At 66.2% G+C, this 13182-nt stretch carries 11 protein-coding genes and 1 pseudogene; 9 read left to right on the top strand and 3 right to left on the bottom strand.

What is annotated here, in order from left to right; all coding sequences use genetic code 11:
- Positions 1 to 60: 60 nt before the first annotated feature.
- On the bottom strand, positions 61 to 786 hold the full coding sequence (locus tag V0R62_RS26775) for a methyl-accepting chemotaxis protein (RefSeq protein ID WP_371263164.1): 726 nt from the start codon (positions 784 to 786) through the stop codon (positions 61 to 63).
- A 129-nt stretch (positions 787 to 915) separates the two neighbouring features.
- Positions 916 to 1953: pseudogene (locus V0R62_RS26770) on the bottom strand (cache domain-containing protein); the annotation flags it as partial.
- A gap of 223 nt (positions 1954 to 2176) precedes the next feature.
- Here V0R62_RS26770 and bamE point away from each other — a divergent pair.
- Both bamE and V0R62_RS08185 read left to right on the top strand, forming a co-directional pair.
- Positions 2177 to 2431 carry an outer membrane protein assembly factor BamE domain-containing protein gene (gene bamE, locus V0R62_RS08190; RefSeq protein ID WP_028688397.1) on the top strand — a complete coding sequence of 85 codons (255 nt, stop codon included), beginning with the start codon at positions 2177 to 2179 and terminating at the stop codon, positions 2429 to 2431.
- Positions 2428 to 3000 carry a lipocalin family protein gene (locus V0R62_RS08185; protein WP_330103373.1) on the top strand — a complete coding sequence of 191 codons (573 nt, stop codon included), beginning with the start codon at positions 2428 to 2430 and terminating at the stop codon, positions 2998 to 3000. Before bamE ends, V0R62_RS08185 begins: the two co-directional genes overlap by 4 nt.
- 149 nt (positions 3001 to 3149) lie before the next feature.
- Here V0R62_RS08185 and V0R62_RS08180 read toward each other — a convergent pair whose 3' ends face one another.
- Complete coding sequence (locus V0R62_RS08180) at positions 3150 to 4514, bottom strand: formimidoylglutamate deiminase (RefSeq protein WP_330103372.1); 1365 nt, start codon at positions 4512 to 4514, stop codon at positions 3150 to 3152.
- A 144-nt stretch (positions 4515 to 4658) separates the two neighbouring features.
- Between V0R62_RS08180 and hutC the strand changes: the two genes are divergently transcribed.
- The 7 genes from hutC (at position 4659) to hutG (ending at position 13182) form a co-directional block, all read left to right on the top strand.
- The gene (gene hutC, locus V0R62_RS08175) at positions 4659 to 5369 is read left to right on the top strand and encodes a histidine utilization repressor (protein ID WP_177330863.1); all 711 of its coding nucleotides are present in this window, start codon (positions 4659 to 4661) and stop codon (positions 5367 to 5369) included.
- Positions 5366 to 5938 (top strand): HutD/Ves family protein, encoded by a 573-nt coding sequence (locus V0R62_RS08170; protein ID WP_330103371.1) that lies wholly within the window; start codon positions 5366 to 5368, stop codon positions 5936 to 5938. The genes hutC and V0R62_RS08170 overlap by 4 nt, the downstream gene beginning before the upstream one ends.
- Before the next feature lie 256 nt (positions 5939 to 6194).
- Positions 6195 to 7868, top strand: a complete 1674-nt coding sequence (gene hutU, locus V0R62_RS08165) for a urocanate hydratase (RefSeq protein ID WP_330103370.1) — start codon at positions 6195 to 6197, stop codon at positions 7866 to 7868.
- 87 nt (positions 7869 to 7955) lie between these two features.
- Positions 7956 to 9488, top strand: coding sequence for a histidine ammonia-lyase (hutH, locus tag V0R62_RS08160; protein ID WP_330103369.1), 1533 nt, complete (start codon positions 7956 to 7958; stop codon positions 9486 to 9488).
- Positions 9489 to 9638: 150 nt separating this feature from the next.
- Positions 9639 to 11042, top strand: coding sequence for an amino acid permease (locus V0R62_RS08155; protein WP_050707275.1), 1404 nt, complete (start codon positions 9639 to 9641; stop codon positions 11040 to 11042).
- An 18-nt stretch (positions 11043 to 11060) separates the two neighbouring features.
- A complete protein-coding gene (hutI, locus tag V0R62_RS08150) occupies positions 11061 to 12266 on the top strand; it encodes an imidazolonepropionase (RefSeq protein WP_330103368.1) in 1206 nt (401 codons plus the stop codon).
- Between the two features lie 112 nt (positions 12267 to 12378).
- Entirely contained in the window at positions 12379 to 13182 is an 804-nt protein-coding gene (gene hutG, locus V0R62_RS08145) for an N-formylglutamate deformylase (protein WP_330103367.1), read from the top strand.

The raw sequence follows: 13182 nt of genomic DNA, 5'->3' as shown, positions 1-13182 counted from the left end.
CCCCTGTAGGAGCGGCCTTGCGTCGCGAAGGGCCGCAAAGCGGCCCCCAGGGCCTTCGAATCAGATCCTGAAGCTGCCCACCAGATGCTTCAACCGCTCGACCTGATGTTCCAGGTCGGTGCAGGCACGCAAGGTGCTCTGCAGGTTGTGTACCCCTTCCTGGTTCAACGTATTGATCTCGTTGATGTCGACATTGATCGACTCGACCACGGCCGTCTGCTCCTCGGTGGCGGTGGCCACCGACTGGTTCATGCCGTCGATCTCGCCGATACGCTGGGTGACGCTGCCCAGGCGCTCGCCGGCCTGGTTGGCGATGCCCACGCTGCGATCACTGTGCTGCTGGCTCTGGTTCATGGTGCTGACCGCCACCTGGGCGCCGGCCTGCAGCTCCTCGATCAGGCGCTGCACCTGCTGCGCCGAGTCCTGGGTACGGTGGGCCAGGTTGCGCACCTCGTCCGCGACCACCGCGAAGCCACGCCCGGCCTCGCCGGCGCGGGCGGCCTCGATGGCGGCGTTGAGCGCCAGCAGGTTGGTCTGTTGCGAGATACCGCTGATCACATCGAGGATCTGGCCGATGTTCGCCGTGTGGTTGTTCAGCGTCTCGATATTTCCGCTGGCGTCGCTGATGCGCGCCGACAGCTGGTTCATCACGTCGATGGTCTCGCCGACCACCTGCTGGCCTTCCTCGGCCAGGCCGCGGGCGGCGCTGGAGTGCTGCGAGGCGAGGGCGGCGTTCTGGGCGATTTCCTGGGCGGCGGCCCCCAGCTGGTTGATCGCCGCGGCCACGCTGCTGGTGCGGCTCGATTGCTGGTCGGCGTTATGGATCGAGGCGTTGGAGGCGTTGACCACCTGGCTGGCCACCGCATTCACCTGGCCAGTGGCCGAGGCCACTTCGCGGATCGACTCGTGGATCCGCTCGACGAAGCGGTTGAACGACTGCGCCAGGCTGCCGAACTCGTCCTGGGCGTGGATGTTCAGGCGTCGGGTCAGGTCGCCCTCGCCCTCGGCGATGTCGCGCATGGCGCGGCCCATGACGTGCAGCGGTTCCATCAGTACGCGGATCAGCAGGCCGAGCAGGGCGATGATCACCACCACCGCGATCAGCGTCGCCACCACCGCCGAAGTGCGCAGCTCGCCGAGCATGGCGAAGGCCGCGTCCTGGTCCAGCACCAGCGCCACGTACCAGTCTGCCGACGGCACGCCGTCGACATGGGTGAAGCTGATGAACTGCCGGCGGCCCTCGACCTCGACCTCTTTCAGGCCGCTGCCGATGCGCAGGTCGCTGCCGGGGTAGACATCGGCCAGGGTCTTGAGCGCCAGCTCACCCTTGGGATGGATGAGCACCTTGCCTTCGCCGTTGACGATGAAGGCATGGCCGCGACCGCCGAAGTCCAGGGTGTTGATCAGGTTGCTGATGGTCTGCAGGTCGGTGTCGACACCGCTCACGCCGATCATGCGCCCGCCCTGCTGCACCGGGGTGGCCAGGGTGATCACCAGCTTGCCGGCCGAGACCGAGATGTACGGTTCGGTGACGATGGTCTGGCCCGCCGCGCTGGCCGCCTTGTACCAGCCGCGCACGCGCGGGTCGTAGTCGGCGGCGCGGTTGCCCACCGGCACCGACTGCATGCTGCCGTCCTGGCCGCCGAAGTAGGTGAGGATGAAGTTGCCGCTGTACACCGGCAACGCCAGGATGCGGTCGAGGCTGCCCTTGGCCGGGCCGTCGACGGCGATCTGCTGGGCCACCGAGTTCACCAGCTGGATGCGGCTGTCGAGCCAGGTGCGGATGTTGCCCGCGGTCAGGTTGCCCAGTGACTGCAACGTCGATTCGGTGTCGCTGCGCAGAGACTGGCGTTGCCGGTAGTCGTTGAACAGGACGAAGCAGGTGAAGGCGACGGCCACCACGAGGGCGGCGGCCAGCAGGATCTTGTGGCTGAACTTGAGGTTCTTGGTCATTTTTCTTGGAATCTGCGCACGGGCACGAAGGGGAGTGGTGCGGCAAAAGGCCACACCACCGCTCTATGTCGACGCGCAGGAATAAAACATTAATCGTTTGCGCGCCAGGCGACCAACGGCGCACAACGAAACGTGGCCCGCCAGGGAACCGCGGAGCCTTTTTCCCTTCTAAGCTCCCTGCAGGCCCTCGTACCTGCGTATCCACCTCCAGGAGTGTCCCTTCATGTCGTTGCGTTCCCTCGCCCTGTTGTCCTTGTGTGTCGTCCTGACCGCCTGCAGCAAGATCAACCAGGAAAACTATTCCAAGCTCAAGGCCGGCATGAACAAGGCCGAGGTCGAGCAACTGCTCGGTTCGCCCAAGGAGTGCTCCGGCGCGCTGGGCATGAGCAGCTGCACCTGGGGTGACGAGAAGAGCTTCATCAGCGTGCAGTACGCGGCAGACAAGGTCCTGATGTATTCCGGGCAGGGCCTCAAATGAGGCGTCTGCACCTGCTGCTGGGCGTGTGCCTGGTGATGCTGCTGGGTGGCTGCGCCACCTCGGCCACCGACCCGCTGGCGCCGAAGACCGCAGGTGCGGTCGACCTCAAGCGTTACCAGGGCAAATGGTTCGAGCTGGCGCGTCTGCCGATGAAGTACCAGGATGGCTGTGCCCAATCTGAAGCCCACTACAACCTCAAGCCCGACGGCACGGTCGGTGTGCTCAATCGCTGCCGCACGATGGGCGACGAGTGGCTGCGCGCCGAAGGCCATGCCGCGCCGCAGGAGGCCGGGCACACCGACAAGCTGTGGGTGGAGTTCGACAACTGGTTCACCCGCCTGGTACCGGGCGTGGCCAAGGGCGACTACTGGATCCTGTTCGTCGACGAGCGCTACCGTACGGCGATCGTCGGTAGTCCGGATCGCAAGTACCTGTGGATTCTTTCGCGTTCGCCTTCGTTACCGGCGTGGGAGCGCGAGAACCTGCTGGCCAAGGCGCGGCAGCAGGGGTATGACACCAATCGGCTGATCTGGCGCACGCCTGACAGAGACATCGTCGCCCGGCATTGAGCAGCAGGCTGACTCGTCCCTCTGTAGGAGCGGCCTTGTGCCGCGAAAGGGCTGCGCAGCAGCCCCGGGGTCTCAGCACCTACGCATAAATCGCCGGGGCCGCTTTGCGGCCCTTTCGCGACACAAGGCCGCTCCTACAGGGACCGCGTTCAGGCTAGAAGCTGGCGTAGCACCTCGACAAACGCCACCGCGCTTTCCTCTTCCTGCCCATGCCGCCCCTGGCGCACCACCCACTGTCCGTTGACCATCACATCGCGCACCTGGCGATCCCCGCCCGCGAACAGCCAGCGGTTGAGGATGGCATCACCGTCGGCCACGGCCAGGTATGGATCCTGCCCATCGAGCACCAGCCAGTCCGCGCGCTTGCCCACGGCGAGTTCGCCGATCGGTTGCCCCAGCGCCTGTGCGCCACCCGCCAGCGCGGCATCATAGAGGGTGCGGCCCACCATCGGCTGGTCACCGCGATACAGCCGGTTGCGCCGTTGGTCGCGCAGGCGCTGGCCATACTCCAACCAGCGCAGCTCCTCGACCACGCTGAGCGACACATGACTGTCCGAGCCAATGCCCATGCGCCCGCCCTGGGCCAGGTAGTCCACCGCCGGGAAGATACCGTCGCCCAGGTTAGCCTCGGTGGTCAGGCATAGCCCGGCCACCGCGCCGCTGCGGGCCATGGCGGCGACTTCGTCGGCTTCGGCGTGGGTGGCGTGGACCAGGCACCAGCGCTGGTCGACTTCGACATGCTCGTACAACCACTGCAGCGGACGGCGGCCGCTCCAGGCCAGGCAGTCATCGACTTCCTTTTGCTGTTCGGCAATGTGGATATGCACCGGGCAGGCCGCATCGCCGGCGCCCAGCACATCGGAGATCTGGCCCGGCGTTACCGCGCGCAGGGAGTGGAAGCACAGCCCCAGCGCCTGCGCCGGTTGTTGCGCCAGCAAGGGTGCAAGCTGCTGTTGCAGGCGCAGGTACTGCTCGGTGGAGTTGATGAAGCGCCGTTGGCCGTCGTTGGGGGCCTGGCCGCCGAAACCGGAATGGCTGTACAGCACCGGCAACAGGGTCAGGCCGATACCGCTGGCACTGGCGGCGGCGCTGATGCGGCGCGACAGCTCGGCGGGGTCGGCATAGGCCTGGCCGCTCTGGTCATGGTGCACGTAATGAAACTCGGCCACCGAGGTATAGCCGGCCTTGAGCATCTCGATGTACAGCTGGCGGGCGATCACCTGCAGCTGCTCGGGGGTGATCCGGCCGACCAGGCGGTACATCAGCTCGCGCCAGGTCCAGAAGCTGTCGTTGGGATTGCCGGCCACTTCCGCCAGCCCCGCCATGGCCCGCTGGAACGCGTGCGAGTGCAGGTTGGGCATGCCCGGCAGCAACGGCCCGGCCAGGCGCTCGGCGCCAGCGGCGCTGGCATCGGCCTCGATCGAGGCCAGTCGGCCGTCGGCGGCGACCTCCAGGCGGACATTGCGGGCCCAGCCCGAGGGCAGCAGGGCGCGTTCGGCGAAGTAGGCGGACATCGGTGAAATCCTGTTATTGTTAACTTGTATATACATATACAGCCGTTTGCCTGCCGGGTAAACTCCGGCAAGCTACCGTTCACTCCAACCGCACAAGGATTCAACGCCGTGCCGACACCTCCTGTCTCCGCGCTGGTTGCCCAGATGGGCGAAGGGCCGGCGCCGCTCTACGCCCGGGTGAAACAGATGATCATCCAGCAGATCGAGAGCGGCAGCTGGCCGCCTCATCACCGGGTGCCCTCGGAGAGCGAACTGGTCAGCGAGCTGGGCTTCAGCCGCATGACCATCAACCGCGCCCTGCGCGAACTGACCGCCGAAGGCCTGCTGGTGCGCATGCAGGGCGTCGGCACCTTCGTTGCCGAACCCAAGAGCCGTTCGGCGCTGTTCGAGGTCAACAACATCGCCGACGAGATCGCCGGCCGTGGCCACCAGCATAGCTGCCAGGTGATCACCCTGGCCGAGGAGGCGGCCGGCTCCGAGCGCGCCCTGGCCCTGGACATGCGAGAAGGCCAGCGGGTGTTCCACTCGCTGATCGTGCATTACGAGAACGGCGTGCCGGTGCAGATCGAGGACCGCTACGTCAACGCGGCCATCGCCCCGGACTACCTCAAGCAGGATTTCACCCGGCAGACGCCCTACGCCTACCTGTCGCAGGTCGCGCCGCTCACCGAAGGCGAGCACGTGGTCGAGGCCATCCTCGCCGAGCCAGAAGAATGCACGCTGTTGCAGATCGAGCGGGGCGAGCCGTGCCTGCTGATCCGCCGCCGCACCTGGTCGGGGCGCCAGCCGGTAACCGCCGCGCGCCTGATCCACCCCGGTTCCCGCCACCGTCTGGAAGGACGATTCAGCAAATGACTCAGTTGCAGCTGTTGCGTGCCCGGGATTATCCGCGCATGCCCTGGAAGAACGGTGGTGGCTTCACCGAAGAGATCACCCGCGATGCCGGCGACAGCCTGGACGGTTTCGGCTGGCGCCTGTCGATTGCCGATATCGAGGAGTCCGGCGGTTTTTCCAGCTTTGCCGGGTATCAGCGGATTATCACCGTGCTGCAGGGCGATGGCATGCGCCTGCTGGTCGATGGCCAGGCCAGCCGGCCGCTGCTGCCGTTCGATGCGTTCGCCTTCAGTGGCGAGAGCCAGGTCAGTTGCAAGCTGCTGGGCGGGGCGATTCGCGATTTCAACCTGATCTATGCACCGCAGCGGTATCGGGCGCGGTTGCAGTGGTTCGATGGCGGCAATCGGGTGTTCAGTTCGGCGTCGACGCTGTTGCTGTTTGCCGCCAGCAATCATGTCGAGGTGGGGTTGGCTGGGGAGGGTACGCAGCAGCTTGGGCGGTATGACTGTCTGCGGATCGATGGCAATGAGGGGTTGCTGGAAATGGATGTACAAGGGCGGTTCTGCCTGATAGAGCTCATTACACGTTGAGATAGCCGGGGCTGCTGCGCAGCCCTTTCGCGACACGAGGCCGCTCCTACACTGTCCGCGTTTGCCCTGGCTGACGCGGTCCCTGTAGGAGCGGCCTCGTGTCGCGAAAGGGCCGCAAAGCGGCCCCGGCATTTTTAGCCGCTCAGCGGATAGGTCTAATTTTTTTGGTTGTCCATGCTTGTACATACAAGTAAAGGTGTGTTTGTATATTGACCACGACATACCCGCCCGCGGACGACCGCAGAGGACCTCTCCCGTGACTGACAACAACAAATACCGTGACGTAGAAATCCGCGCCCCGCGTGGCAACAAGCTGACCGCCAAGAGCTGGCTGACCGAAGCCCCGCTGCGCATGCTGATGAACAACCTCGACCCGCAGGTCGCCGAAAATCCGAAAGAGCTGGTGGTGTACGGCGGCATCGGCCGCGCCGCGCGCAACTGGGAGTGCTACGACAAGATCGTCGAGACCCTGACCCGCCTGGAAGACGACGAAACCCTGCTGGTACAGTCGGGCAAGCCGGTCGGCGTGTTCAAGACCCACAGCAACGCCCCGCGCGTGTTGATCGCCAACTCCAACCTGGTGCCGCACTGGGCCAACTGGGAACACTTCAACGAACTGGACGCCAAGGGCCTGGCCATGTACGGCCAGATGACCGCCGGCAGCTGGATCTACATCGGCAGCCAGGGCATCGTCCAGGGCACTTACGAAACCTTCGTCGAAGCCGGCCGCCAGCACTACAACGGCAGCCTGAAAGGCAAGTGGGTACTGACCGCCGGCCTCGGTGGCATGGGCGGCGCCCAGCCACTGGCCGCGACCCTGGCCGGGGCCTGCTCGCTGAACATCGAGTGCCAGCAGAGCCGCATCGATTTCCGCCTGGAAACCCGCTACGTCGATGAGCAGGCCAAGGACCTGGATGACGCCCTGGCGCGCATCGCCAAATACACCACCGAAGGCAAGGCCATCTCCATCGCCCTGCACGGCAACGCCGCCGAGATCCTGCCGGAGCTGGTCAAGCGCGGCGTGCGTCCGGACATGGTCACCGACCAGACCAGCGCCCATGACCCGCTCAACGGCTACCTGCCGGCCGGCTGGACCTGGGAGCAGTACCGCGACCGCGCCCAGACCGACCCGGCTGCCGTGGTCAAAGCCGCCAAGCAATCGATGGCCGTGCACGTCAAGGCCATGCTCGACTTCCAGAAGCAGGGCATCCCGACCTTCGACTACGGCAACAACATCCGCCAGATGGCCAAGGAAGAAGGCGTGGCCAACGCCTTCGACTTCCCGGGCTTCGTCCCGGCCTACATCCGCCCGCTGTTCTGCCGTGGCGTCGGTCCGTTCCGCTGGGCCGCGCTGTCCGGCGACGCCGAGGACATCTACAAGACCGACGCCAAGGTCAAGGAACTGATCCCGGACGACGCCCACCTGCACCGCTGGCTGGACATGGCTCGCGAGCGCATCAGCTTCCAGGGCCTGCCTGCACGTATCTGCTGGGTCGGCCTGGGCCTGCGTGCCAAGCTGGGCCTGGCGTTCAACGAAATGGTGCGCAGCGGCGAGCTGTCGGCGCCGGTGGTGATCGGCCGTGATCACCTGGACTCGGGCTCGGTATCCAGCCCCAACCGCGAAACCGAAGCCATGCGCGACGGCTCCGACGCGGTCTCCGACTGGCCGCTGCTCAACGCCCTGCTCAACACCGCGGGCGGCGCCACCTGGGTTTCGCTGCACCACGGCGGTGGCGTGGGCATGGGCTTCTCCCAGCACTCGGGCATGGTCATTGTCTGCGACGGTACCGACGAGGCCGCCGAGCGTATCGCCCGCGTGCTGACCAACGACCCGGGGACCGGCGTCATGCGCCACGCCGATGCCGGCTACCAGATCGCCATCGACTGCGCCAAGGAGCAGGGCCTGGACCTGCCGATGATCACCGGCTGATCGCCGCGCTTTGGATCGCACCCTGTACGGGTGATACTGAACAACAAGAAGGGGCCCCGCGTGGCCCCATGCGATTGGAGTAGCGAAGTGACCGAATTGACCCTCAAGCCCGGCACCCTGACCCTGGCCCAGCTGCGCGCCATCCACGCCGCCCCCGTGCGCCTGCAACTGGACGCCAGCGCCGCGCCGGCCATCGACGCCAGCGTCGCCTGCGTCGAGCAGATCATTGCCGAAGACCGCACCGCCTACGGCATCAACACCGGTTTCGGCCTGCTGGCCTCGACCCGCATCGCCAGCCACGACCTGGAAAACCTGCAGCGCTCGCTGGTGCTGTCCCACGCCGCCGGTATCGGCGCGCCGCTGGACGATAGCCTGGTGCGCCTGATCATGGTGCTGAAGATCAACAGCCTCAGCCGTGGCTTCTCCGGCATCCGCCGCAAGGTCATCGATGCGCTGATCGGCCTGGTCAACGCCGAAGTCTATCCACACATCCCGCTCAAGGGCTCGGTCGGCGCTTCCGGCGACCTGGCACCGCTGGCACACATGTCGCTGGTGCTGCTGGGCGAAGGCAAGGCCCGCTACAAGGGCCAGTGGCTGCCCGCCACCGAAGCCCTGGCCGTCGCCGGCCTCGAGCCGCTGACCCTGGCCGCCAAAGAAGGCCTGGCCCTGCTCAACGGTACCCAGGCTTCCACCGCCTACGCCCTGCGCGGCCTGTTCCAGGCCGAAGACCTGTACGCCGCGGCCATCGCCTGTGGCGGCCTGACCGTGGAAGCGGCACTGGGCTCGCGTTCGCCGTTCGATGCGCGTATCCATGAAGTGCGTGGCCAGCGCGGCCAGATCGACACCGCCGCCTGCTTCCGCGACCTGCTGGGTGATTCCAGCGAAGTGTCGCTGTCGCACAAGAACTGCGACAAGGTCCAGGACCCGTACTCCCTGCGCTGCCAGCCGCAAGTCATGGGCGCCTGCCTGACCCAGATCCGCCAGGCCGCCGAAGTACTGGGTATCGAAGCCAACGCCGTGTCGGACAACCCGCTGGTGTTCGCCGCCGAAGGTGACGTGATTTCCGGTGGCAACTTCCACGCCGAGCCGGTGGCCATGGCCGCCGACAACATTGCCCTGGCCATCGCCGAGATCGGCTCGCTGAGCGAGCGTCGCATCTCGCTGATGATGGACAAGCACATGTCCCAGCTGCCGCCGTTCCTGGTGGAAAACGGCGGGGTCAACTCCGGCTTCATGATCGCCCAGGTCACTGCCGCCGCGCTGGCCAGCGAGAACAAGGCGCTGTCGCACCCGCACAGCGTCGACAGCCTGCCGACCTCGGCCAACCAGGAAGATCACGTGTCGATGGCCCCGGCTGCCGGCAAGCGCCTGTGGGAAATGGCCGAGAACACCCGTGGCGTGCTGGCCATCGAGTGGCTGGGCGCCTGCCAGGGCCTGGACCTGCGCAAGGGTCTGAAGACTTCGGTCAAGCTGGAGCAGGCGCGCCAGGCCCTGCGCAAGGACGTGCCGCACTATGACCGCGACCGCTTCTTCGCGCCGGATATCGAGGTGGCGTCCGAGCTGCTGGCCAAAGGTACCTTGACCGGCCTGCTGCCGGCCGGGGTCCTGCCTAGCCTGTAATGCCGTCGGGGGCCGCTTTGCGGCCCTTTCGCGGCGCAAGGCCGCTCCTACACAGGCAACGCGTTCCCCTGTAGGAGCGGCCTTGTGCCGCGATGGGCTGCGCAGCAGCCCCCCTCATTCTCACGACCAGAACAACAATAAGGACGTGACATGCAACAAGCTCAAGGTCTCAAGCGCGGGCTATCGGCCCGGCATATCCGTTTCATGGCGCTCGGTTCGGCAATCGGTACCGGGCTTTTCTACGGTTCGGCCTCGGCCATCCAGATGGCCGGCCCGGCCGTGCTGCTGGCCTACCTGATCGGCGGCGCCGCCGTGTTTATGGTCATGCGCGCCCTCGGCGAGATGGCCGTGCACAACCCGGTGGCCGGCTCCTTCGGCCACTACGCCAGCACCTACCTCGGCCCCATGGCCGGTTTCATCCTTGGCTGGACCTACGCTTTCGAGATGGTCATCGTCGCCATCGCCGACGTGACGGCCTTCGGTATCTACATGGGCTTCTGGTTCCCCGAAGTCGCCCGCTGGATCTGGGTGCTGGGCATCGTCTTCCTGATCGGCGGCCTGAACCTGTGCAACGTGCGGGTCTTCGGCGAGATGGAGTTCTGGCTGTCGCTGCTCAAGGTCGGCGCCATCGTCGCGATGATCCTTGCCGGCCTGGGCATCATGGCCTTCGGCTTCAGCCAGGTGGGCACCGGGCACGCGGTCGGGGTGAGCAACCTGTTCGACCACGGCGGCTTCATGCCCAATGGTGTCAGTGGCCTGATCGCCTCGTTCGCGGTGGTGATGTTCGCCTTCGGCGGCATCGAGATCATCGGTGTCACCGCCGGTGAGGCGAAAGACCCTCAGCGCGTCATCCCCAAGGCGATCAACGCTGTGCCGCTGCGCATCCTGCTGTTCTACGTGCTCACCCTGTTCGTGCTGATGTGCCTGTACCCATGGCCGCAGATCGGCAGCCAGGGCAGCCCGTTCGTGCAGATCTTCAGCAACCTGGGCATCGGCTCGGCTGCGGCCGTGCTCAATATCGTGGTGATCTCGGCAGCGATTTCGGCGATCAACAGCGACATCTTCGGCGCCGGGCGCATGATGTACGGCCTGGCCCAGCACGGCCAGGCGCCGCGAGGCTTCGGCAAGCTGTCGAAACACGGCGTGCCGTGGATGACCGTGGTGGTGATGGGCGCGGCGCTGCTGATCGGCGTGCTGCTCAACTACCTGATCCCGGAAAACGTGTTCCTGCTGATCGCTTCGATCGCCACCTTCGCCACCGTGTGGGTGTGGCTGATGATCCTGGTCACCCAGGTCGCCATGCGCCGCAGCATGAGCCGCGAGGAGGTCGCCCAGCTCAAGTTCCCGGTACCGTTCTGGCCCTATGGCCCGGCCCTGGCCATTGCCTTCATGGTGTTCATCTTCGGTGTGCTCGGCTACTTCCCCGACACCCAGGCAGCGTTGATCGTCGGCGTGATCTGGGTGGTGTTCCTGGTGGCCTCCTACCTGCTGTGGTGCAAGCCGCGCGCGGGTGGTGGCGAGCCGCTCCGGGAGCCTGCCGAGCTGCACCGCTGAATTAGAAAGGAGATCCTGATGAGAACCCTCTGGCAGCACTGCCACGCCGCGACCATGACCGACGGCCGCTACGCGGTCATCGAGGACGCGGCTATCGTCACCAGCGCTGGCCTGATCGAATGGATCGGCCCACGCGATGACGTGCCGCCGGTCGAAGCCGACCGTGTCGTCGACCTGGGTGGCGCCTGGGTCACCCCCGGGCTGATCGACTGTCACACCCACGCGGTGTTCGGCGGCAATCGCAGCGGCGAGTTCGAGCAGCGCCTGCAGGGCGTCAGCTATGCCGAGATCGCCGCCCAGGGCGGTGGCATCGCCAGCACCGTGCGGGCCACCCGCGCGGCCAGCGAGGACGAGCTGCTGGCCAGTGCCCGCCAGCGGGTCCAGGCGCTGATGCGCGATGGCGTGACCACGATCGAGATCAAGTCTGGCTACGGCCTGGACCTTGATAACGAACGCAAGATGCTGCGCGTCGCCCGGCGCCTGGGCGAGGAGCTGCCGGTCACCGTGCGCAGCACCTGCCTGGCGGCCCACGCGCTGCCGCCGGAATACGCGGGCAGGGCGGACGACTACATCGACCATATCTGCGAGCAGATGCTCCCGGCGTTGGCCGCCGAGGGGCTGGTGGACGCGGTGGATGCCTTCTGCGAGCACCTGGCCTTCTCCCCGGCCCAGGTCGAGCGCCTGTTCATCAAGGCGCGCGAGCTGGGGCTGCCGGTCAAGCTGCACGCCGAGCAGTTGTCATCGCTGCACGGCTCGAGCCTGGCGGCCCGCTACCAGGCACTGTCGGCCGACCACCTGGAGTTCATGACCGAGGAAGACGCCATCGCCATGGCCGAGGCCGGCACCGTCGCCGTGCTGTTGCCAGGGGCGTTCTACTTCCTGCGCGAGACCCAGCTGCCGCCGATGGACGCCCTGCGCCGACACGGTGTGAAGATCGCCCTGGCCAGCGACCTTAACCCCGGCACATCGCCGGGGCTGTCGCTGCGCCTGATGCTGAACATGGGCTGCACCTGTTTCCGCATGACCCCGGAAGAAGCGCTGGCCGGCGTCACCGTGCATGCCGCCACGGCGCTGGGGCTGGGTGACAGCCACGGCTCGCTGGAAGTGGGCAAGGTGGCGGACTTCATCGCCTGGCAGATCGAACGCCCGGCCGACCTCAGCTACTGGCTCGGCGGCGACCTGCCCAAGCGCGTGGTGCGCCTGGGGCATGAGATATCCAACTGAACGGTAGCTTCGTGGGAGCGGGCTTGTCCCGCGATACCGGCGAAGCCGGTGCCATCCATCGCGGGGCAAGCCCGCTCCCACGAAGCTCAAGCAGATACGCTGTAGGAGTCATATGGACAAGGTACTGAGTTTTCACCAAGGCCGGTTGCCATTGCTGATCAGCATGCCCCACGCCGGGCTGGGCCTGACCGAAAGGGTGCGTGACGGCCTGGTCGACCAGGCACGCAGCCTGCCTGACACCGACTGGCATATCCCGCGCCTGTACGACTTCGCCCGTGACCTGGGCGCCAGTGTGGTGGCGGCGGAGTATTCGCGCTTCGTCATCGACCTGAACCGCCCGGATGACGACAAGCCGCTGTACGCCGGCGCCACCACCGGCCTGTACCCGGCGACCTTGTTCGATGGCGAGCCGCTGTTCAAGGACGGGCAGGTGCCGAGCGCCGATGAGCGGGCGACGTACCTGGAAGGGATCTGGCGCCCGTACCACGACACGATTCGTCGCGAACTGGAGCGCCTGCGTACCGAGTTCGGCTATGCGCTGCTGTGGGACGCCCACTCGATCCGTTCGCTGATCCCGCACCTGTTCGACGGCAAGCTGCCGGACTTCAACCTCGGCACCTTCAACGGTGCCAGTTGCGATCCCGAGCTGGCCGAGCGGCTGCAGGGCGTGTGCGCCGAATTCCCGCAGTACAGCCATGTGCTCAACGGCCGCTTCAAGGGCGGACACATCACCCGCCACTACGGTGACCCTTCCCGGCAGATCCATGCCGTGCAACTGGAGCTGGCGCAGAGCACGTACATGAATGAAGTCGAGCCGTTCGCCTATCGCGAGGATCTGGCACAACCGACCCAGGTGGTCCTGGGGCGGTTGCTGGAGACGGTCCTCGCATGGGGCAGGGAGCGATACGGGCGCTAG

The sequence above is a fragment of the Pseudomonas carassii genome, from assembly GCF_036324045.1.
Lineage (GTDB): Bacteria > Pseudomonadota > Gammaproteobacteria > Pseudomonadales > Pseudomonadaceae > Aquipseudomonas > Aquipseudomonas peradeniyensis.
Note: the sequence above shows the minus strand (reverse complement) of the source record. Positions and strands in the feature narration are given on the sequence as shown.